At 64.2% G+C, this 20,200-nt stretch carries 19 protein-coding genes and 1 riboswitch; of the genes, 7 read left to right on the top strand and 12 right to left on the bottom strand.

Annotated elements, in window-relative coordinates:
• Positions 1–77: 77 nt before the first annotated feature.
• On the bottom strand, positions 78–917 hold the full coding sequence (locus NYR97_RS01550; protein ID WP_043889850.1) for an XOO1806 family protein: 840 nt from the start codon (positions 915–917) through the stop codon (positions 78–80).
• Positions 918–1,070: 153 nt separating this feature from the next.
• Positions 1,071–1,961 (bottom strand): Hsp33 family molecular chaperone HslO, encoded by an 891-nt coding sequence (gene hslO, locus NYR97_RS01545; protein ID WP_205394127.1) that lies wholly within the window; start codon positions 1,959–1,961, stop codon positions 1,071–1,073.
• Positions 1,962–2,036: 75 nt separating this feature from the next.
• Between hslO and mtgA the strand changes: the two genes are divergently transcribed.
• Genes mtgA through NYR97_RS01530 form a run of 3 tightly spaced genes read left to right on the top strand, consistent with a single transcriptional unit; the run spans position 2,037 to position 4,214 of the window.
• Positions 2,037–2,777: a monofunctional biosynthetic peptidoglycan transglycosylase gene (gene mtgA, locus NYR97_RS01540; protein ID WP_316696282.1), complete on the top strand. Its 741-nt coding sequence runs from the start codon at positions 2,037–2,039 to the stop codon at positions 2,775–2,777.
• Positions 2,774–3,826, top strand: coding sequence for a glycosyltransferase family 2 protein (locus NYR97_RS01535; protein WP_425613023.1), 1,053 nt, complete (start codon positions 2,774–2,776; stop codon positions 3,824–3,826). Before mtgA ends, NYR97_RS01535 begins: the two co-directional genes overlap by 4 nt.
• Positions 3,786–4,214 (top strand): CBS domain-containing protein, encoded by a 429-nt coding sequence (locus NYR97_RS01530; protein ID WP_205394130.1) that lies wholly within the window; start codon positions 3,786–3,788, stop codon positions 4,212–4,214. The genes NYR97_RS01535 and NYR97_RS01530 overlap by 41 nt, the downstream gene beginning before the upstream one ends.
• Before the next feature lie 659 nt (positions 4,215–4,873).
• Here the strand turns inward: NYR97_RS01530 and NYR97_RS01525 are convergent.
• The 4 genes from NYR97_RS01525 to NYR97_RS01510 form a co-directional block, all read right to left on the bottom strand.
• A complete protein-coding gene (locus NYR97_RS01525) occupies positions 4,874–6,838 on the bottom strand; it encodes an AsmA family protein (RefSeq protein WP_425613022.1) in 1,965 nt (654 codons plus the stop codon).
• Between the two features lie 67 nt (positions 6,839–6,905).
• Complete coding sequence (gene trhA, locus NYR97_RS01520) at positions 6,906–7,550, bottom strand: PAQR family membrane homeostasis protein TrhA (protein WP_023904694.1); 645 nt, start codon at positions 7,548–7,550, stop codon at positions 6,906–6,908.
• Between the two features lie 75 nt (positions 7,551–7,625).
• Positions 7,626–9,230, bottom strand: a complete 1,605-nt coding sequence (locus NYR97_RS01515) for a peptide chain release factor 3 (protein WP_074057972.1) — start codon at positions 9,228–9,230, stop codon at positions 7,626–7,628.
• Between the two features lie 134 nt (positions 9,231–9,364).
• Positions 9,365–10,276 carry a M23 family metallopeptidase gene (locus NYR97_RS01510; protein WP_316696277.1) on the bottom strand — a complete coding sequence of 304 codons (912 nt, stop codon included), beginning with the start codon at positions 10,274–10,276 and terminating at the stop codon, positions 9,365–9,367.
• 128 nt (positions 10,277–10,404) lie between these two features.
• A riboswitch (SAM riboswitch) is annotated at positions 10,405–10,525 on the top strand.
• 71 nt (positions 10,526–10,596) lie between these two features.
• Between NYR97_RS01510 and metX the strand changes: the two genes are divergently transcribed.
• Genes metX through NYR97_RS01495 form a run of 3 tightly spaced genes read left to right on the top strand, consistent with a single transcriptional unit; the run spans position 10,597 to position 13,927 of the window.
• A complete protein-coding gene (gene metX, locus NYR97_RS01505; RefSeq protein WP_205394134.1) occupies positions 10,597–11,628 on the top strand; it encodes a homoserine O-succinyltransferase MetX in 1,032 nt (343 codons plus the stop codon).
• Complete coding sequence (locus tag NYR97_RS01500) at positions 11,625–12,842, top strand: O-succinylhomoserine (thiol)-lyase (RefSeq protein ID WP_316696274.1); 1,218 nt, start codon at positions 11,625–11,627, stop codon at positions 12,840–12,842. Before metX ends, NYR97_RS01500 begins: the two co-directional genes overlap by 4 nt.
• A complete protein-coding gene (locus NYR97_RS01495; RefSeq protein WP_316696272.1) occupies positions 12,839–13,927 on the top strand; it encodes a homoserine dehydrogenase family protein in 1,089 nt (362 codons plus the stop codon). The genes NYR97_RS01500 and NYR97_RS01495 overlap by 4 nt, the downstream gene beginning before the upstream one ends.
• 210 nt (positions 13,928–14,137) lie before the next feature.
• On the opposite strand, the gene NYR97_RS01490 is transcribed toward NYR97_RS01495, so the two are convergent.
• Together NYR97_RS01490 and NYR97_RS01485 are read right to left on the bottom strand one after the other, a co-directional pair.
• Positions 14,138–15,133 carry an alpha/beta fold hydrolase gene (locus NYR97_RS01490; RefSeq protein WP_205394136.1) on the bottom strand — a complete coding sequence of 332 codons (996 nt, stop codon included), beginning with the start codon at positions 15,131–15,133 and terminating at the stop codon, positions 14,138–14,140.
• A gap of 270 nt (positions 15,134–15,403) precedes the next feature.
• Positions 15,404–16,786 (bottom strand): L-serine ammonia-lyase, encoded by a 1,383-nt coding sequence (locus NYR97_RS01485; RefSeq protein ID WP_316696269.1) that lies wholly within the window; start codon positions 16,784–16,786, stop codon positions 15,404–15,406.
• 85 nt (positions 16,787–16,871) lie between these two features.
• Between NYR97_RS01485 and NYR97_RS01480 the strand changes: the two genes are divergently transcribed.
• Positions 16,872–17,105 (top strand): glutaredoxin family protein, encoded by a 234-nt coding sequence (locus tag NYR97_RS01480; RefSeq protein ID WP_316696267.1) that lies wholly within the window; start codon positions 16,872–16,874, stop codon positions 17,103–17,105.
• 489 nt (positions 17,106–17,594) lie between these two features.
• Here the strand turns inward: NYR97_RS01480 and NYR97_RS01475 are convergent, their stop codons facing one another.
• From NYR97_RS01475 to NYR97_RS01460, 4 genes are all read right to left on the bottom strand, one after another.
• Entirely contained in the window at positions 17,595–18,251 is a 657-nt protein-coding gene (locus NYR97_RS01475) for a cold shock domain-containing protein (protein ID WP_316697947.1), read from the bottom strand.
• Between the two features lie 133 nt (positions 18,252–18,384).
• Complete coding sequence (locus NYR97_RS01470; protein ID WP_023904684.1) at positions 18,385–18,954, bottom strand: YceI family protein; 570 nt, start codon at positions 18,952–18,954, stop codon at positions 18,385–18,387.
• A gap of 10 nt (positions 18,955–18,964) precedes the next feature.
• A complete protein-coding gene (locus NYR97_RS01465) occupies positions 18,965–19,528 on the bottom strand; it encodes a cytochrome b (RefSeq protein ID WP_115040636.1) in 564 nt (187 codons plus the stop codon).
• Positions 19,529–19,530: 2 nt separating this feature from the next.
• Positions 19,531–20,187, bottom strand: coding sequence for a YceI family protein (locus tag NYR97_RS01460; RefSeq protein WP_205394140.1), 657 nt, complete (start codon positions 20,185–20,187; stop codon positions 19,531–19,533).
• Between the last annotated feature and the right edge of the window lie 13 nt (positions 20,188–20,200).

Here is a 20,200-nt window from a genome sequence, read left to right as displayed (position 1 = left end):
GCGGCAACATCCAGAACGAAAGACGCCACCGGCGACGAACCGGTGGCGCTCTGGTGGAGCTCTTTTGAATCAGTGGCTTACAGGTCTTGTTCGTACCGAACATACGGAATCGTGCCGTCGTTATTGCTTTCGTTGTTCGGAGCGAAGGGATTTTTGCCGCGGGAGATGACATTTTCAGCGCCGACTGTCAACTGTCCGCTCCAGGGGGTGCGCCAGGTCAGACCGAGGCCCAAGCCTTCCCATTTTTCCGGCTGGCCAGGGACATCGACCACGCGGCCGATGACGTTGGCACTGAAGGCGCCGTAGCCGCCGCCGACGCTGAGGGTCTTGGTGTCCCACTGGTCTGCGATGGCCGGGGAGACGTCTGCCAAGGGCACCAGTCGCGCGCGGGCATAGGTGCCGCCGATCGAGACGAAGCCTTCGCGGCCGATGTTTTTCTGGCCGAACACGGTCAGGTCGTTCTGTTCGACGCGGGTCAACGGTGCCTTGCCGGCGCCGATCAACCAGGCGGGCAAGGTGTCGCGGCCGGTGCCGGCGGTGACGCCAGCGCGGGCGCCAGCACGGTTGAAGCCCAGCGTGGCCGAGACCCGGCGCGATGCGGCAGCGCTGTCGTCTTCTTCGTCGCCGATGCCGGCAAGCAGGCAATGGCTGGCCAGACCGTTGATGTTGGTGCCGCGGCTGCTGTTGCAGATCAGGCCCAGCGAATCGCCCGAAGTCAGGCCGAAGGCCGCATCCAGCGAATTGCGTCCGAAGTGCCAGCGTGCGCCGGCCTTTTGCTCGCCGGTGGGCTCCAGATACAGAAACGCTTCCACCTTGCCGCTGCCCTTGTTCCACACCGGCAGGATGGTGCTCTCGCGCAGCTGCTGGGAGGCGGCCGACTGCGCGTGCACACCCGTGGCTGCCGCAAGGGCAACCAGCAAAGCGAGCGGAAGGCGCAGGAGGTGTCGCATACCAGAGTTCAGACCCAGGAGGAGTTGTTAAGTTCCCGAGAGCGGGCGACGAGAATGCTAGGGTGTTTATGATTATTTAACAAGTGGGTGCGTTCCCCAGAACGCACCCGTCAAACCTTTCTACTGCAACCTTTCCGGCGCTTCCAGCGAGGCTTGCGCTGCGCTGAAAAGTACGTCGAGGGCGGTCAACGGAAAGTGATACTCACGCCCGCAGAACTCGCAGCGCACCTCGACTTCGCCAGTGGCCTCCGCCGCTGCGCGGGCTTCTTCTTCGCCCAGGGACTGCAGCATCGAAGCGACCCGCTCGCGCGAGCAGGAGCAGCCGAAACTGAGCGGCTTATCGCCGAGCAACTGCGGCTCTTCTTCGTGGAACAGACGGTGCAACAGGTCTTCGCCAGCCACCGACAGCAGTTCCGGGGCACCCAGGGTGTCGAACAACGCGCCGATGCGGGTCCAGCCGTCGTTGTCGCCCTCGTCGCCGGGCAGTTTCTGCAGCAACAGGCCGGCCGCCTGGTCCGGGCCTGCGGCCAGCAACAGGCGGGTCGGCAACTGTTCGGACTGGTGAAAATAGGTTTCGAAGGCTTCGGCCAGATCCGGGGCCTGCATACCGACCAGGCTCTGGTAGCGCTGCGGTTCGCGCGGGTCCAGACCGGGGTTTTCGATGGTGATCGCGAGCAGGGCGGCTTCGCCAAGTTCGCGCAGGTCAGCCGGCGCATCGGCGCCATCGGCCAGTTGCACGATGCCGCGCAAGGTGCCGGCGGCGGTGCATTCGGCAAACAAGGTGCGCAACGTCTCGTTGCCGCGCAATTGCACCGACAGGCGCCCGTCGACCTTGGTATGGCCGGTGAACAATGCCGCAGCCACTGCGGCTTCGCCGAGCAACTGGCGTGCGGCGGGCGGGTAGTCGACTGCGCCCTGGATGTCGTGCCAGGCCTGGGTCAGGCGCACGTGGACGCCGCGCACGCCGGCGGCAGGCAGCAGGAAACGGGAAAGCTGATCGTGATCGGTCATGGGAACATCGGACGTAAGGGACGCCGGTTGCCGGATAATGCGGCAGGCATCGGGATGAATAGGTCGTAGCAAACAATGGGGACGGATGCATTGGATGGCAAGCAGGTAGCGCCACCGCAGCGCGCTCGGCGCTGGCTGCGCTGGGTGTTGGCGGCACCGTTGTTGTTCGCCGCCGCGAGCGTGGTGCAGGTGCTGGTGCTGCGGGTGGTCGATCCGCCGATCAGCAGCATGATGGTGGGCCGCTATCTGGAAGCCTGGGGCGAAGGCGACTGGAATTTTTCGCTGCATCAGCAATGGCGCGACTACGACAAGATTGCTGTCAGCCTGCCGATTTCGGTGGTGGCTGCGGAGGATCAGCAGTTTCCGGTGCATCACGGTTTCGATCTGCAGGCCATCGAGAAGGCGCGCGATCACAATGCGCGCGGTGGGCGCGTGCGTGGGGCGAGCACGATCAGCCAGCAGGTCGCCAAGAATGTCTTCCTGTGGCAAGGCCGCAGTTGGGTGCGCAAAGGGTTGGAGGCCTGGTACACCGTGCTGATCGAGTTGTTGTGGCCAAAGCAGCGCATTCTGGAGGTGTATCTCAACGTGGCCGAATTTGGCGATGGGGTGTATGGCGCACAAGCCGCTGCCCGGCAGTTCTGGGGCAAGGATGCAGCGGGGCTGTCGCCAGGCGAATCGGCGCGCCTGGCGGCGGTGCTGCCTTCGCCACGGCGCTATGACGCACGCCGCCCCGGGGCCTTTGTGCAGCGGCGCACCGCATGGATTCAGCGACAGGCGCGCCAGTTGGGCGGCCCCGCGTATCTGCAGGCGCCATGAGCGTGAGCGCGTTCGATTCAGCGCAATTGCCGGTTGCAGCAGAGCGCCTCACGGTGGTGATTGCGGCCTATAACGAAGAGGCCAGCATTCCGCTGTTGCACCCGCGGTTGTGCGCGGTGCTGGCGGGCTTGAGCGGATTGCAGACGCACGTGTTGTATGTCGACGATGGCAGCAGCGATGGCACCTGGAATGTGTTGCAGGTACTTGTCGAGACCGATGCACAGGTGAGCGCGGTGCGGCTGTCGCGTAATTTTGGCAAGGAAGTGGCTATCTCCGCAGGGTTGGACCATGTGCTGCCGGGCGCGGTGGTGTTGCTGGATGCCGATGGGCAAGACCCGCCCGAGTTGATTCCGGAATTCGTTGCGCTATGGCGTGCCGGTTACGACAACATCTTCGGCACGCGGATTTGCCGCGAGGGCGAGAGCTGGTTGAAGCGCGGTGCGGCGCATGCGTTCTATCGGGTGATCCGGCAATTGTCGCGCACGCCGATTCCCGCCGATACCGGGGATTTCCGGTTGTTGTCGCCGCGTGTGGTGCAGGCCTTGCAGCAGCTGCGCGAGCGCCACCGTTTCATGAAAGGGCTGTTTGGCTGGGTTGGCTTTCGCCAGGTGGCATTGCCGTATCGGCGTGCGCCGCGGCTGTCGGGGCGCAGCAAGTTCACCGTGTGGCGATTGTGGAATTTCGCGCTGGATGGCATCACCAGTTTTTCCACGGTGCCGTTGCGCGCGGCTACCTATCTCGGTTTGCTGACCGCACTGGTGGCGTTCCTGTTCGGTGGCTGGGTGGTGATCAAGGCGGCCTTGCTGGGCGACCCGGTGGCGGGTTGGCCGACCATGATGTCGGTGATCCTGTTTCTGGGCGGGATCCAGCTGATTGCGTTGGGCTTGATCGGTGAATACCTGGGCCGGTTGTATGACGAGGCCAAGCAGCGCCCGCTGTATCTGGTCGATACCCACTGCGGCGCGGTGGGAGTAGTCTGCGATCACCAGACCAAGCGCGGAGCGGGCCATGCAGACCGTACGACAGCTGTTGGGGACCAAACAGGTTGAGGTGTTTGCGGTTGCGGCCGACGCCGCAGTGATCGAGGCGATCCGCTTGATGGCCGAGAAGGGCATCGGTGCGGTGTTGGTGATGGACGGGCCGCGCCTGACTGGCATCGTTTCCGAGCGCGATTACGCGCGCAAAGTGGTATTGCGCGATCGGGCCTCATCGACCACCAGCGTTGCCGAGATCATGAGCACCGAAGTGGTGACAGTATCGCCATCGGACACGGTAGACCGTTGCATGCAATTGATGACCGATGGACGCTTCCGGCATCTGCCGGTGGTCGAAAACGGCCGCGTGCACGGGGTGATTTCCATCGGCGATCTGGTCAAGGCGGTGATCGAGAACCAGCAGCGCGATATCGATCAGTTGCAGCGTTATATCGCCAGCTAACGCCGCGCTGGCTGAAGCCTTGCCAGCTCAGGGTGGCTACAAAAATTACTGCGCTCACCGCTAGGTTGGCGCGGCCGGCTTTGTGGTTGCCATCAGTACACGACCACGCTGCAAAGGGCGATGTTCTCAGCGCTTGCGGGACCTTGTAGCGGCATGGATGCCGTCATGGAGCTGCATGGATGGATGTACCGCGTGTCCGGCAAGCAGTGAGAGTGTCGCGCCCGCGATCCGCTGGGTTTGGGAGCATTTAAACTGCGCTGCAGCTCTCGTCCGGCTTGCTAGGGGATTGAACGGTGCGGATGGCTCGGTTCTAGAGCGGATGATCTGCGACTTGGCTGCAGGGCCCTTGCCCGCCCACCGTCGCGGGACACGCCGCAAGTACGTCCGTGTAGGCTCTTACGCGGCATCCATGCCGCGTAAGGTCCCGCGACGGTGGGCGGGCAAGGGCCAGTGGAGATGGTCGGTGTGCGTGGTCGAGTAATGCCCGCTGCGTGGGCGTCCGATGACGGTGCTATCTGCTCAGCTCAGTTCGATTCGACCGAGGTCACCGCTATTTCCGACACTTCACTCGTCAGCGAAGGCGAGTGCGGCGAAGATTCTGCCGCACTGCATACAGCGCTCGAGCTGTTTTGTTGGCCACTTCAAGTCGCGCAGTTGGGCTACTTTGCGAACTTGCCGCCGCAGTCACTGTCCTTGCCGGGGCCCGGTTCGAAGGTTGCGAGCAATGCTGCGGGCGGGGCGATCATGCCCAGGCCGACGGCAAGCGCTCCGCGCAGTCCCAATGCTTTGAAGTCCGGCCGGAAGCTGGGGTCTTTGAAGGTGCCGCCGATGCGCAGCGGCGAGCGCAGGCTCAGGATGCTGCGGTCCTTCGGACGCGGACGAAGCAGCAGATCCAGCGTTTCGTCTTTGAGGCTGATGCTGCCTTCGCCAATGATGATGGTGTCGGTGCTATCGAAGGCCAGGGCGCGCGATTGCATCAGGCCTTCTTGCACACCGAAGTCGCCGAAGATGCAGCGCACCGGAATCTGACGATCCTTGGTGAACAGATATTTGAGCGACTCGGCAATGTCCAGGCCGGCCAGCTCCATGATCAGGTTGCCCACATGACCCCGGCCCATGCCAACGCCGATCGTGCCATCGGCGGTGCCGAGCATCGCGGCGATCGAGTTGCCGCGACCACGCAGATCGAACTCGCCACCGATGGCGCCCGAGGCTTGTTTTGCGAGCGCGGTGTCGGGGAATAGCTGATCCAGCCGAATACCGCGAAGGCCTGCCTTGAGTTGCGTGGTGATCACTTCGTTGCGCGCATCCATGCGGATGGTGGAGCGGATATCGCCGCCGGCAACGCCGAAGTTGAGTGGGTCCAATTGCAACAGGCCGTCCTTCAACGTCAGCGAGGCATCCATGTCGTCCAGCGGCCACGATGGTGCGTTGATGCGCTGTGCGCGCCAACGCACCTGCGCATCCATCGCGCGCAGTTTGGACAAGTCGTAGGGCGTGCTGGGCAACACACGCGCACTGGCGGCAAGTTGTGCAGCCTGTTTTTTCTGTTCGGCATTTGCCGATTCATTCGTACCGGTCTTCGGTGGCGCGCCGATGAAGCCGGCCAGATCGTCGAAATCCAGGCGTTTCGAGGCCAGATCCGCGCGCAGGAACGGACGCTTGTTACGTAGATCCACTTCGGCAGTGCCGGCAAGATCGCTGTCGCCAGCGGTGCCGGTGAACTTTTCGTAGCGCCAGATCTCGCCGTTGCGGCGCAGATGTCCGTCGAGTTTGTACGGCGGCGTCGACGGCATGGCGACGCCGGTCAACGGATATAGATCCTGCATGTCCTGACCGCTGAGCGCCATCTGCAGATCGAAGACCTGGAACTGGAAGGGATTCGTCAGCGTGCCGCGTACGTGCGTCCGGGTGGCGCCGGCGCTGCCGCGCAGATCGATGCGGAAGGGATGCTCGCTCTGGCTCAGCTCCAGCGGCGAAGCGGTGTCGCCCTTGAGCGTGAAGGGGTAGCCCTTCCAGCGGCCTTTGCCGTCGATGCCGATCGGTGCTGCACGCTGATCGCTGCTGGGCGGTGCGAGACTGTTGATCGCCACATCCACATCCGAGCGGTTGGCGGCATCGATATATTGCAGCCGCCCGTTGTGGACCAGCAGGCGCCCAAGCCGTGGCAGCGTGCCGTCGCCATCGTCCTGATCGAACACCCAGTTGCCCGGGTGCGTGTCGTCGCCCGCTTCCAGCAGTACCTTCGGATGATCCAGACGAATTTCCGGCAAGCGCACATTGCCGCGCAGCAATGGCCATAACTCGACATCGATCTCGGCCGAATTCAGTTCGGCCATCGGGCCGCGCTTGGACCACTGCGCATTGGCAAGGCTCAGCCGGTTACCACGCACGGTGGTGGTGCGGCCCAGTTTCACATCCAGATAGCCTAGATGAAATTCGCGACCGGTCTTGGCACTGACCACGCGCTCGACCGGGCCACGTAGCCAGTTCCACTCGAACAGCAACACGAAGATCACCACAAGGACGGCGGCGATGCCGAACCCGATCAACCAGCGTCGACGACGCGATGTGCGGGGAGGGGGCGTAGCAGAGGTGTTGGTCACAGTGTTCACGCGGGCCATGGTTGGCGATGCCTCGTGCACGGCGCGCGAACGCGCGATCGATCGTCTATCACAGCACCTGCACAGATCACACCACTTGCGCGATCACCGCGACAAAGTGGCAAGCGCTGCCGGCAAGCACGAACAGATGCCAGATCGCATGGAAATAGCGTTGGGTGTCGCGCTGATAGAAATACGTACCCAAGGTATAGAAGAGCCCGCCGGCCAGTAGCCAGCACAGCGACCAGGTATCGACCGAGCGTAACAGGGGCTGGATCGCGACCAGGATCAGCCAGCCCATCGCCAGATACAGCACCGTGGACAGCAGGCGAAAGCGTCCGGTGAAAAACAGTTTGAAGATCACCCCGGCGGCGGCAATCGTCCAGATGGCGGCGAACAATCCCCAACCCCAGGAGTCGCGCAGATTGATCAGCGTAAACGGCGTATAGGTGCCGGCGATCAATAGATAGATCGCGCAGTGATCCAGTATCTGCAACCGTGCTTTGGCACCCGGATGCGGGATGGCATGGAACAAGGTAGAGGCGACGTAGAGCAGCACCAGGGTGGCGCTGAAGACGATGGAGGTGGCCAGCTGCCAGCCGTCGCCATAAATGGCGGCCAGCGTGATCAGCACCGAACCGCCGGCCAATGCGGCAATTGCGCCCAGGCCGTGGGTCACGGCACTGGCTATCTCGTCGCGCAGGTCGGTCGAGGGGGAGGCGTCTGCGTTCATGCCAAAAATGTACCGTAACTGCGAGCAATTCGCATCGCCAGCAGTTGCATTTTCATGCGTCGGTTCAAGCAGCGGTCAATCGATCGCCTTGGCATGCGCATGTTCGCGCGTTGCGGAAAAGCGCACGTCCGGCGCGCGTTCCTGGGCCAGCTGCAGATTCACCCGGGTCGGTGCCAGATAGACCAGCTGGCCGGCCGCATCGATGCCCAGATTGCCGGCATTTTTCTCGCGGAACTCTTCCAGCTTTTTCGGGTTGTCGCAATGCACCCAGCGCGCGGTGGTGACGCCCACCGGTTCGAAGATCGCATCCACGCCGTACTCGTCCTTGAGCCGGTAGGCCACCACGTCGAACTGCAGCACGCCCACCGCACCAAGAATCAGATCGTTGCTCATCAACGGGCGGAAGAACTGCGTGGCGCCTTCTTCGGACAGCTGCGCCAGGCCCTTTTGCAGCTGCTTGAGCTTGAGCGGGTCGCGCAGGCGCGCGCGGCGGAACAGTTCCGGTGCGAAGTTGGGAATGCCGGTGAACGACAGCGATTCGCCCTCAGTGAAGGTGTCGCCGATGGAGATGGTGCCGTGGTTATGGATACCGATGACATCGCCCGGCCAGGCTTCGGCAGCGATCTCGCGATCGGAGGCCATGAAGGTCAGCGCGTTGGCCAACTTGACGTCCTTGCCGCTGCGCACGTGCAGGGTCTTCATGCCGGCAGTGAACTTGCCCGAGCACACGCGCATGAAGGCCACGCGGTCGCGATGCTGCGGGTCCATGTTGGCCTGGATCTTGAAAACGAAGCCGCTGAGCTTGGCCTCGGTCGCCTCGACCCGGCGGCCGGTGGTGTCGCGCGCCTGCGGTGGCGGTGCATGCTCGATGAAGAAGTCCAGCAGCGGTTGCACGCCGAAGTTGTTGACGCCCGAACCGAAGAACACCGGGGTCTGCTTGCCGGCGCGATACGCCTGCAGGTCGAAAGGATTACTGGCGCCTTGCACCAGGTCCAGTTCGTCGCGCAGCTCGGCCAGCATCTGCGTGCCGATCTTCTCGACCAGGCCGGGCGCATCCACCGACGGGAAGATGGTCGAATCCTGGCGGGTGAAGTTGCGGCCCTGTTCGTACAGGTGCACCTCGCCGGTGATCAGGTGCACCACGCCCTTCAGGCGCTGGCCCATGCCGATCGGCCAGGTGACCGGCGCGCACTGGATGCCGAGCACGGTTTCCACTTCATCGAGCAGATCGATCGGGTTCTTGCCCTCGCGATCGAGCTTGTTGATGAAGGTCATGATGGGGGTGTCGCGCAGCCGGCAGACTTCCATCAATTTGATGGTGCGTTCTTCCACGCCCTTGGCCACGTCGATGACCATCAGCGCCGAGTCCACCGCAGTCAGCACCCGATAGGTGTCCTCGCCGAAGTCGGCGTGGCCGGGGGTGTCGAGCAGGTTGATCACCTTGCCCTCGTACGGGAACTGCATCACCGAGGAGGTCACCGAGATGCCGCGCTCCTTTTCCAGCGCCATCCAGTCCGAGGTGGCATGGCGGGCGGCCTTGCGGCCCTTGACCGAGCCGGCCATCTGGATCGCACCGCCGAACAGCAGCAGCTTTTCGGTCAGCGTGGTCTTGCCCGCATCGGGGTGGGAAATGATGGCAAAGGTGCGGCGGCGCGCGGCTTCGTTGGAGACGTCGGACATGGGCTGGGCGCGCCCGGTCGGACGCCTGCGGAAACTGAGGAAGCCGGTAATTATAGCCGCTTCGCTCCGGCACGCCTTTCATGACCGGGTCGAGCCAGTCGGCCATGGCGACGCACCATCCTGGCGCCTGCGGGTCAGGGCGCCGGCGATGGAAACTTCAGCTCGCCTTGCGGGCCCATCATTCGGAACGGCAGCGAGATCAGCTGCATCCCGGCATTGCGCTGAAGCGCGAAATGCAGGTGCGGGGCGGTGCTGAAACCGGTATTGCCCGAGCTGCCCAGCCGCTCGCCGGCAGCCACGACCTGGCCGGCGCGCACTGCCACGCCATCGGGTGCCAGGTGCGCGTACACCGCCATGCTGCCGTCGGCATGCAGCACCCGCACCAGGTTGCCGCCACCGGCAGCCGGGCCATGCGGGCCGTCTTCGCTGCTGTCGCGCTGCACCTGCATGACCACGCCATCGCGCGCTGCCAGCACCGGAGTGCCGTGCGGCAGCGCGAAGTCCACCGCATACCAGTTGGGCGCATCGGTGTGGCTGAAGTGCCCACCGAAGCCCTGGTCCACCTGCACCGGCACATCGCGGAACGGGAGTTGGTAGCGCACGGGCTGCGGGCGCGCCTGTGGGTCGCCGGGCACGACGTCGAGCTTGAGTCCAAGCCCGCCCAGGGCGCGCTGGTTGCTGGCCGGATACAGCCGGGCGAGCAGGCGGCGTTCGTGCGCAGCCAGTTCTACCGTCAACGGTAACTGCGGCACGGCGCGGTAGTCCTCGCTGGGCGGTGCGCTCAGTCGCACCTGCACAGGTCCGGCCAGCGGGTTGCCGACCCAGGTCAGATAGGCCGGCGCTTGCCATTCGAGCTGGAGCAAGGGGCCTGTGTCGCCGGCGTCAGGTACAGGCGGGGTTGCCGAAGTTCCAGACGGGGTTGCCGCCGCAGCACCGGGCCAGTGCCAGCGCTGCTGGGCGCTGGCAGGTGCAGCGCAAGCCAGCAGCAGGGTCATCAAGACCGATGCAAGGACGCGCAGGGCAGTGCGAGACACGTGGTGGGGCACGCGATCGGCTCGGACGGGAGAGGCGTCAGTATGCGGCGCATCACACGCTGCAGTGGTATCGGATGAAAATATATCTTTCCATCCGCATGAAGAGATTGACATCGCAAAAAGGCGGTGGCATCGTAGCCTCACCATCGAGACCGGCGGAGGGACAGGCCCTTTGATGCCGGGGCAGCCAGCGGAGCGCGCAAGCGCCCGCGTTTGGTGCCAAATCCTGCGGGGACCCGCGTGTCCGCCGAAAGATGGTTCGATTTGTGCCTTGTGCACGTCGAACGCGAGCTCCCGCGAAGCTCGATGGCCGATCCACCCCGGATATCGCCATGAGCCTCGTGAATACAGCATCGCCCTCTACTACCGACTACGCCTATACGCCCGCCGCCACCGATGACGGTTTGATTGCCGTGCGCGGCGATCTTGTCATCGCGCTGCCGATGCGGCATGCCGGCATGCGCGAGCTGCGGCTGCGCTATGAGCTGGTTGGCGCGGCCAATGCGCCGGTGGTGTTCGTGGCCGGCGGGATCTCTGCACATCGCCACCTGGCCGCCAGCGGTCTGTTTCCCGAAAAGGGCTGGGTGGATGGCCTGGTTGGTACGGGCCGCGCGTTGGATCCGGCATCGCGCCGGCTGTTGGCATTCGACTTTCTCGGCGCCGACGGCACGCTGGATGCGCCGATCGATACCGCCGACCAGGCCGATGCGATCGCCGCGCTGCTGGATGCGCTGGGCATCGCGCGTTTGCATGGCTTTGTCGGCTACTCGTATGGCGCCCTGGTCGGCCTGCAATTCGCCACCCGCCATGCCGCCCGTGTTGGCACGTTGGTGGCAGTGAGCGGTGCGCATCGCGCGCATCCGTATGCCGCTGCCTGGCGCGCACTGCAGCGCCGCGCGGTGGCGCTAGGCCAGCTGCAGTGCGCAGAAAATCATGGGCTGGCGCTGGCACGGCAGTTCGCCATGCTCAGCTACCGCACGCCGGAAGAATTCAGCGAGCGCTTCGACGCGCCTCCGGAAGTGATCAACGGCCGCGTGCGTGTGGCAGCCGAAGACTATCTGGATGCTGCGGGCGCGCAATACGTGGCGCGCACGCCGGTGAATGCCTATTTGAGGTTGTCCGAATCCATCGACCTGCATCGCATCGACCCCGCGCAAGTGCGCGTGCCCACCGTTGTCGTTGCAGTAGAGGGCGACCGTCTGGTGCCGCTGGCCGACCTGGTCACGCTGGTCGAAGGCTTGGGGCCGCGCGGCAGTCTGCGCGTGCTGCGCTCGCCGTATGGCCATGACGCCTTTCTGAAAGAAATCGATCGCATCGACGCGATCCTCACCACTGCCCTTCGCATCACCGGAGAAACCGCATGAGCTTTCGTGACCCCACCGACGCCCCCTGTACCGCTGCCACTGCCGCTGTCCGCGCCGGTATCGATCGCGACACTGCCTATGGCGCGGTAACACCGCCGATCGTGCTGTCGTCGAACTTCTCCTTCGATGGTTTTGGCAACAAGCGCCAGTACGACTACACGCGCAGCGGCAATCCCACCCGCGATCTGCTCGGCGAAGCGCTGGCCGAACTGGAAGGCGGCGCCGGCGGGGTGATCACCTCCACCGGCATGGGCGCGATCAATCTGGTGCTCAACGCGCTGCTGCAACCGGGCGATACGCTGGTGGTGCCGCACGATGCCTACGGCGGCAGCTGGCGCCTGTTCAACGCGCTGGCCAAGAAAGGCCACTTCGCGCTGATCACCGCCGACCTCACCGACCCGCGCTCGCTGGCCGATGCACTGGCGCATTCGCCCAAGCTGGTGCTGATCGAAACCCCGTCCAATCCGCTGCTGCGCATCACCGACCTGCGCTTCGTCATCGAAGCGGCGAAGAAGGTTGGCGCGTTGACGGTGGTGGACAATACCTTCCTGTCGCCGGCACTGCAGAAGCCGCTGGAATTCGGTGCCGATCTGGTGCTGCATTCCACCACCAAATACATCAACGGCCATAGCGATGTGGTGGGTGGTGCGGTCGTTGCGCGCGACGCGGAGCTGCACGAGCAGCTGGTGTGGTGGGCCAATGCGTTGGGCCTGACCGGTTCGCCGTTCGATGCCTTCCTCACCCTGCGCGGTTTGCGCACGCTGGATGCGCGCCTGCGCGTGCATCAGGAAAACGCCGACGCGATCGCTGCGTTGCTGGACGGGCATGCGGCGGTCAATCAAGTGTATTTCCCAGGCCTGGCGTCGCATCCGGGGCACGCGCTGGCCGCGCGTCAGCAGAAGGGCTTCGGCGCGATGATGAGCTTCGAGCTGGAGGGTGGCGAAGCTGCAGTGCGCGCGTTTGTCGATGGCTTGCGGTACTTCACCCTGGCCGAGTCGTTGGGCGGTGTGGAAAGCCTGATCGCGCATCCGGCCTCGATGACGCATGCGGCGATGACCGCCGAAGCCCGCGCTGCGGCCGGGATTTCCGACGGGCTGCTGCGGTTGTCGATCGGGATCGAATCGGCTGAGGATCTGTTGATCGATCTGCGCGCCGGCCTGGCACGTGCCGAAGCGACGCTGACCACCGCAAGCCGCAAACAGGTCGACGCGTGAGCATTGTGCTACCTGCTTCGCGTCGCGCTTCGGCGGCTGCGGTGACACCGACGCCACGTCTGGCCTTGCTGGGCACCGGCACTGTGGGGCGCGCGTTCGTGACGCGCTATACCGCGCTGCAGGAACGTCAATTGCGCCTGCCGCGCTTCGATTGGCTGGCCAATTCGCGCATTGCCCACGACTGCGGCACCAGTGCGGAGCAGGCATTGCAGCAGGCCAATGCAGCGCCGCGCGGCCAGGCCGTGTTGCAGCCGTGGGCCGAGACCGCTGCGCTGCGTGCCGGCGATGTGCTGGTGGACGCCACTGCCAGCGACGTGGTGGCCGATTGGCATGTGGAATGGCTGTTGCGTGGTGTGCACGTGGTCACCGCCAACAAGTTGGGCCAGGGCACCGCGTTGTCGCGGGCGCAGGCGTTGCACGCGGCGCGTCACGCCAGCGGTGCGCACTATGGCGATAGCGCAACGGTGGGGGCTGGGCTGCCCGTGCTCAGCAGCGTGCGCGCGCTGGTGGCGGGCGGCGACCATATCCATTCGATCGAAGGCGTGTTGTCCGGATCGCTGGCGTGGCTGTTTGATCGCTATGACGGCAGCGGCGCGTTTTCCGAGTGCGTGCGCGAGGCGATGGCGGCCGGTTACACCGAGCCGGATCCGCGTATCGATCTGTCCGGCGAGGATGTGCGGCGCAAGTTGCTGATCCTGGCGCGCGCCGCAGGTTGGCAGCTGGAGGCCGAGCAGGTGCATGTGGAATCGCTTGTGCCCGCAAGTATTGCGCGGGTGCCGCTTGACGCCTTGGATGCACAGCTGGGCGCGCTGGACGAGGTCGTGGGCGCGCGTTGGCAGCAAGCGCGTGCCGCAGGGCGTTGCCTGCGTTTTGTCGGTCGCGTGGATGCGCATGGTGCCAGCGTCGGCCTGCGCGAGTTGGCGCTGGATCATCCGCTGGCCGGTGGTGCCGGCACCGATAACCGCGTTGCGATCAGTAGCGATCGCTATCGCGAACAGCCGTTGTTGATCCAGGGACCGGGCGCGGGTGCCGAAGTGACTGCGGCCGCGTTGCTGGATGATGTGTTGCGGATTGTGGCTGGGTGACAGGTAATCGTTGCTGTTTGAAGAACTCTGAAGAGGACAGGCCGCTGGCTTGATCAGGTTCCAGCATCCCGACCGCGCAGCAATCCTGTACTGAGAGATGCAGCGCTACATAAGCGTCAACATGTATCCAACCGCAGCTCCGCTATCGCCGAGCTGCGGTTTTTCAGATCAGCGCTCGCCGTGGCAATCGCAGTGCTGCGCGTCGTCCGCTTACTGCGCAATCGCCTTCAATAACGCAGCATTGAAGCGCTTCGGGTCCTGCACCTGCGGCGAATGTCCGAGATCGGCGAACTCGATCAGCTTCGCATTCGGAATCGTCTCGGCCGCACGTTTCCCCAGCCTGGTGTAATCGCCGACGCGTGCCTTGACCTCCGGCGGCGCGGTGTCCTTGCCGATCGCGGTGCGGTCCTTGAGGCCGATGAATAGTGTGGTCGGCACGGCGAGCTTGGGCAGTTCGTAGACCACCGGTTGGTTGAACACCATGTCGTAGGTCAGTGCCTGGTTCCAGGCGACGGCCTGCTTGCCGTTGCCCAGCGACATGCCGGCCTGCATGCGCGCCCAGCGTTCGAACTCCGGCTTCCATTGGCCGGCGTAGTAGACCTCCATCTGATATTTCTTGATCCGCTCGAAACTGATCTTCAGTTCGTTGTCGTACCAGGCATCGACGCTACGCCACGGAATGCCTTCGGCCTTCCAGTCTTCCAGGCCGATCGGGTCGACCAATGCCAGATGCTCGGTGGCCAGCGGATACATCAGCGCATAGCGGATGGCGAGCATGCCGCCCATCGAATGACCGACCACCACGGCACGGTCGATACCCAATTTTTTCAGTAGCGCCTGCGTGTTGTCGGCCAGTTGTGCGAAGGAAAATTGATAGGCCGCCGGCTTGCTGGATTTGCAAAAACCCACCTGGTCCGGCGCGATGACGCGGTAGCCGGACTTGCTCAACGCGGCGATGGTCTGCTCCCAGGTGGCAGCGCAGAAATTCTTGCCATGCAGCAGCACGGCGGTGCGTCCGTTGGGCTTGCCGGTGGGTGCGACATCCAGGTACGCCATTTCAAGCGGCTGCTGTTGCGAAGTGAACGCGAAGGTTTTGACCGGATACGGGTAGTCGAAGCCTTCCAGGCGCGGGCCATAGCTGGTTTCCTGCGCCATCAATGGGCTGCAGGCCAGGGCCAGGGCGAGAGTGCAAACAAGCTGTCGCATCGCGATCTCCGTCGGAATTCAGCCTTCGACGGTACACACGTGCATGTGGTGATTGCGTTCAATGTGGCAACCCGCGTGCGGGAACGCCAGCTGTGTCGGATCAGTTCGCTGCGTCTGATTTCCGGTGCGATGCACCAGGCGCGCGGGGTGGCTGCAAATCTCTTATCGCAGACGATGAGGCATTGCGGCTAACGCCTCATCGCACTCAGGCGCTCCTTCACGATCGCGCGCAGTTGCCTGCCAATGCAGCCGAGCAGGACCCGCTACCGCTCAGCATTCGATGACGTTCACCGCCAGGCCGCCGCGGCTGGTTTCCTTGTACTTGTCCTGCATGTCGCGGCCGGTGTCGCGCATGGTCTTGATGACCTTGTCCAGCGAGACCTTGTGCTTGCCGTCGCCGCGCATGGCCATGCGGCTGGCGTTGATGGCCTTCACCGCGCCCATGGCGTTGCGCTCGATGCACGGGATCTGCACCAGGCCGCCGATCGGGTCGCAGGTGAGGCCAAGATTGTGTTCCATGCCGATTTCCGCAGCGTTTTCGATCTGCCCCGGGTTGCCGCCCAGCGCTGCGACCAGGCCGCCAGCGGCCATCGAACACGCCACGCCCACTTCGCCCTGGCAACCGACTTCGGCGCCGGAAATCGATGCGTTTTCCTTGTAGAGAATGCCGATGGCCGCAGCGGTGAGCAGGAAGTCGAAGATGCGTTGCTCGGATGCGCCGGGGCAGAAGCGATCGAAGTAATGCAGCACCGAGGGAATGATGCCGGCCGCACCGTTGGTGGGTGCGGTAACGACGCGGCCGCCAGCAGCGTTTTCTTCGTTGACCGCGAGCGCGTACAGATTGACCCAGTCCAGCGTGGTCAACGGATCGCGCATCGCCGCTTCCGGTTTGGAAGATAGTTCGCGGTACAACGCCGGTGCGCGCCGCGAGACGTGCAGGCCACCCGGTAGCGTGCCTTCCTGGCGGATGCCGCGTTCCACGCACGACTGCATCGCCGCCCACAGTTCGCGCAGGCCGGCGCGAATTTCGTCTTCGCTGCGCCAGCTCTTTTCGTTTTCGAACATCAACGCGGCGATGCTCAGGCCGCTGCGTGCGCATTGCGCCAGCAGTTCGTCGCCACTGAGGAACGGGTAGGGCAGTGGCGTCTCGTCGGCGACGATGCGATCGTCGGCGGCATCGTCCTGGTTGACCACAAAACCACCACCGACCGAGTAGTAATCGCGAGTGGCGATCACGGCGTCATTGGCGTCGTAGGCGGTGAAACGCATGCCATTGGTGTGGTACGGGAGCTTCTGCCGTTTGTTCATCGGCAGATCGCGTTTTTCATCGAAGGCAATGGTGTGCTGGGCCATCAAATTGATGCGCTTGCTGGCGCGGATGCGCTCGAGCGTAGCGGGGATGATGTCCGGGTCGATCAGGTTGGGGCGGTTGCCTTCCAGACCGAGCAGCACGGCCTTGTCGGTGCCATGGCCGCGACCGGTCAACGCAAGCGAGCCGAAGACCTCGGCGCGGATGCGCACCACGTCCTGCAGGCGTCCGGCGTCGAGCAGCCAGCGGTGCACGAAGCGTTCGGCGGCGCGCATCGGCCCCACGGTATGGGAGGAACTCGGACCGATGCCGATCTTGAACAGGTCGAACGTGCTGACAGCCATGCTTGCCGGAGAGGTGAGCGTAAAGGCGGCTATTCTAGTCTTTCGGCGATTGCGGCACGGCTGCAGCGCAGCATGAGACCTCCCAATGGGCCTGATCCTGTACCAGCGCGATGAGTGCCACCTGTGCGATCAGGCCGTGGAAGTGCTGGCGCAGTCGCGCGCGGGCGAGTTCAGTAGCGTGTTCATCGATGGCGATGCGGCGCTTGAGTCCGCTTATGGTGAGCGTGTGCCGGTATTGCGCGATGCGGTTGGGCGCGAGTTGGGGTGGCCGTTTGACAGCCATCGTTTGCGCGAGTGGTTGAATGCCGGCACGCGCTGATGCGGCGCGTGCGCACCCGATACGCGCCAGATTGTGCACTTGGAGCGACTACTAAAACGACTTCACGTTGGTCTATTGCAGAGCTGCAGAGCTGCTCATCTGCGGGTTTGCTGCAGGGCCCTTGCCCGCCCACCATCGCGGGACACGCCGCAAGTACGTCCGTGTAGGCTCTTACGCGGCATCCATGCCGCGTAAGGTCCCGCGACGGTGGGCGGGCAAGGGCCAGTCGAGTTGATCGGTGTGCATGCTTTTGAACAAAGCAACCTATAACTGTCTGGTGCGGTGTCCTCACCGTTTGCGGGACCGTGTGGCGGCATGGATGCCGCCACCGAGCCCCCAGGGATGGGTTTACGGCGTGTCCCGCGAGCGGTGAGGGCACCGCGCGCTCGACCGACTCAGCGTTTGACCTGGGCGTTTGACTGCATCTAAAAGATGCGGCTGACAAAATATTCTTGTCGGCCGCCCGTTCAAGGGGGCGGCCGCTTTGATTCAACGGCACCATTGCTGCTCGCAGGGCACGCCATCGTGGTCGCCGTCCATTTCGGTATTTGGGCAATGCTGCAACACGTAAGTGGCATCGTCGCAGGAGGTCATCTGCGAGCAGTGCGTGCGTCCGCCACAGCTGTAGTGCGGTGTGGAAGCGGGCGTAGCGGACGTTCTGCCTGCCGACGCAGGTGCCGTTACCGCAGGCGAGCTCTGAGCCAAGGCGCGGTCTGGCAGCGTCCTGCCTACCGGTGTTCGTGCCGGTGCCGGTGCCGCTGACGAAGTTTCAGTGGGCGCAGGCTCCGGCATCAGCGTGTCCCGATTGACATACGCATAGCCGCCAGCGCCTGCCACAAGCAAGAGCAACATGACTTTGCCAAGCCCGACGGGCCTATGAGCCGATGTCGATCGCTCCGCTGCATGCTGCCGGTGTGGGCTGCGCTCGGGTGCACGCGCTCCGGCGCGCATCACGCGCACCGCTTGCTGTCGCCCATCCTTGCCTGGTTCGATCTCGAAGGAAATCAGCTCGCCTATACGCGGCGCATCCGGGCTTCTGGGAAACGCGGAAATATGCACGAACAAGTCATCGCCCGGCTGAGCAGGGGTAATGAAGCCGAAGCCGCGATCGGTATTCCAGCGGGTCAACGTTCCGTGTGTGCGCATCGTCGGCGTCCTTTGGGCGAGTGCCGAGTCTAGCTGTCGTGCGGTGTCATTCAATCGCCAGGCACAAAAAAAACGGCGGACCCGACGAGGTAGTCCGCCGTTTAGTGGCCGCGTCCGGTTGCGGCCGGTGGCGTTACTTCGCCTTGAACACGACTTTGGTGCTGATCGCGGTTTCGTTGGGGATGGTCTTGGTGTCGGCCCAGTCGCCGCCGCCCACGCCGAAGTCCAGGCGCTTCACCACCGCCTTGCCGGCCAGCACCGGCTGCGCGCCGGGTGTCCAGGTGAAGGTCAGCGTGACCGGCTTGCTGATGCCGCGCAATTCCAGCGTGCCGTCGGCGGCGTACTGGTTGCCGCCGAGTGCGCGGAACTTGTCGGCGCGGTAGCGTGCTGTGGCGAACTTGGCCACGTTGAAGAAGTCCGGCCCCTGCAGGGTCGAATCACGGTCGCCATTGCCGCTGACTGCGCCTGCCAGCGGGATGCGCACGTCGAGCTTGGCACCGGCGAGATTGGCCGGATCGAAACTCAGCGTGGTGTCGAACCCGGGGAACTTGCCGGTGAAGACTTCGCCGTCGTACTTGCTGGCAAACACCAGGGATGAGCCGGGCGCCTGCACATAATCGGCGGCGAGGACCGGGGCGGCAGCGAACGTGGCCACCAGTGAGGCGGCGACCAGCAGGGGAGAGGCGAACAACCTGGACGACATGGGGAATCCTTTAGGTTTTGGAAGAGAGCCAACCGCGCGGCAACATCCGCACCAGGGTGGCGTCACGCTGGAACAGGTGGTGGTAGAGCGCAGCGCCGGCATGCGCCAGCACCACCGCAATCAACAACCAGAAGCCCCACTCGTGAATGAAATGCGCAATCGCGCGCAGTTGTTCGTCCGGCGGGCTGAGCTTGGGGACGGCAAACAAGCCGAACCAACGGAACGGGCGCAGGCCGCTGGTGGAGTCGTACAGCCAGCCCGACAACGGCATGGCGAAGATCATGGCGTACAGCAGCCAGTGGGTGAGCCCGGCGATACGTTCCTGCCAGCGCGGGGTACCGCTTACCGGCGGCGGCGCGCCTGCATAGATGCGCCAGCCCAGCCGCACGATCACCAGTGCCAGCACGGTCAGACCCACCGACTTGTGCGCGGTGTAGACCCAGAAATATTTCGGGGTCTTGGGCAGGTCGCCCATGATCAGGCCAACCACGCCCAACGCCAGAATCAGCAGAGCGATCAGCCAATGCAGGGTCTGGCTGACACCGCCCCAACGTTCGATGTTCTTCAGGCTCATGCTCACGATTCCGGGCTGGTGGCAGCGTCAGGGGCGGCGGGTGTGTTCTGCGGTTGCGGTGCGTCGTCTTCGGCGCGGCCCTCGCGCACGGCTTCGGCTTCGATGCGCAGTTCCACCGAGTCACCGATCATCGACTTCCACGCATCGATTCCGAACTCGGCACGGCTCAGCGTGGCGGTGGCCGAGAAACCGGCGGTGCGCCGGAACGGCGGCAGCGGATGACGTTTGAGCGCGTTGAGGGTGACATCCAGGGTGACCGGGCGGGTGACGCCGTGCAGGGTCAGATTTCCAGTGACCTTGGCGTGGTTTTCGCCGCTTGCGACCACCTGCGTGGAGACGAAATGCGCGTCGGGAAACCGCTCGGCGTCGAGCAGGTTGCGCGCCAGCGTGGCCTCGTTCCACTTGGCATCGCCCAGGTCGGCGCGGTGCAGCGGCACGCTGACATCCAGCCGTGCGGAGGCCCAGTCGTCCGGGTCGAACACCAGCGTGCCGCTACTTCCGGAAACGGTGCCCAACGCCTTGGAAAACCCGGCATGTTCGACTGCGAACAGTACCCGCGTGTGCACCGGATCCAGCGCGTAACGCACCGGCGCAGCGGTTGCGGCAAGGCTGGTCACGACCAGGGAGGAAAGCAGCAACAGGCGGGCGAGGATTGTCATGGGCGGATTCTAG

The organism is Xanthomonas hydrangeae (assembly GCF_032697525.1).
GTDB lineage: Bacteria > Pseudomonadota > Gammaproteobacteria > Xanthomonadales > Xanthomonadaceae > Xanthomonas > Xanthomonas hydrangeae.
This window is presented reverse-complemented; position numbering and strand designations above follow the sequence as displayed.

Excerpts from the sequence above, each read along its gene's own strand:
- mtgA (WP_316696282.1), top strand. The coding sequence starts at position 2,037 with ATGGGGACGGATGCATTGGATGGCAAGCAGGTAGCGCCACCGCAGCGC.
- NYR97_RS01515 (WP_074057972.1), bottom strand. The coding sequence starts at position 9,230 with ATGTCCGACGTCTCCAACGAAGCCGCGCGCCGCCGCACCTTTGCCATC.
- metX (WP_205394134.1), top strand. The coding sequence starts at position 10,597 with ATGAGCCTCGTGAATACAGCATCGCCCTCTACTACCGACTACGCCTAT.
- NYR97_RS01490 (WP_205394136.1), bottom strand. The coding sequence starts at position 15,133 with ATGCGACAGCTTGTTTGCACTCTCGCCCTGGCCCTGGCCTGCAGCCCA.
- NYR97_RS01500 (WP_316696274.1), top strand. The coding sequence starts at position 11,625 with ATGAGCTTTCGTGACCCCACCGACGCCCCCTGTACCGCTGCCACTGCC.
- NYR97_RS01530 (WP_205394130.1), top strand. The coding sequence starts at position 3,786 with ATGCAGACCGTACGACAGCTGTTGGGGACCAAACAGGTTGAGGTGTTT.
- NYR97_RS01475 (WP_316697947.1), bottom strand. The coding sequence starts at position 18,251 with ATGCGCACACACGGAACGTTGACCCGCTGGAATACCGATCGCGGCTTC.
- NYR97_RS01480 (WP_316696267.1), top strand. The coding sequence starts at position 16,872 with ATGGGCCTGATCCTGTACCAGCGCGATGAGTGCCACCTGTGCGATCAG.
- hslO (WP_205394127.1), bottom strand. The coding sequence starts at position 1,961 with ATGACCGATCACGATCAGCTTTCCCGTTTCCTGCTGCCTGCCGCCGGC.
- NYR97_RS01535 (WP_425613023.1), top strand. The coding sequence starts at position 2,774 with ATGAGCGTGAGCGCGTTCGATTCAGCGCAATTGCCGGTTGCAGCAGAG.
- trhA (WP_023904694.1), bottom strand. The coding sequence starts at position 7,550 with ATGAACGCAGACGCCTCCCCCTCGACCGACCTGCGCGACGAGATAGCC.
- NYR97_RS01460 (WP_205394140.1), bottom strand. The coding sequence starts at position 20,187 with ATGACAATCCTCGCCCGCCTGTTGCTGCTTTCCTCCCTGGTCGTGACC.
- NYR97_RS01470 (WP_023904684.1), bottom strand. The coding sequence starts at position 18,954 with ATGTCGTCCAGGTTGTTCGCCTCTCCCCTGCTGGTCGCCGCCTCACTG.
- NYR97_RS01465 (WP_115040636.1), bottom strand. The coding sequence starts at position 19,528 with ATGAGCCTGAAGAACATCGAACGTTGGGGCGGTGTCAGCCAGACCCTG.
- NYR97_RS01525 (WP_425613022.1), bottom strand. The coding sequence starts at position 6,838 with ATGGCCCGCGTGAACACTGTGACCAACACCTCTGCTACGCCCCCTCCC.
- NYR97_RS01485 (WP_316696269.1), bottom strand. The coding sequence starts at position 16,786 with ATGGCTGTCAGCACGTTCGACCTGTTCAAGATCGGCATCGGTCCGAGT.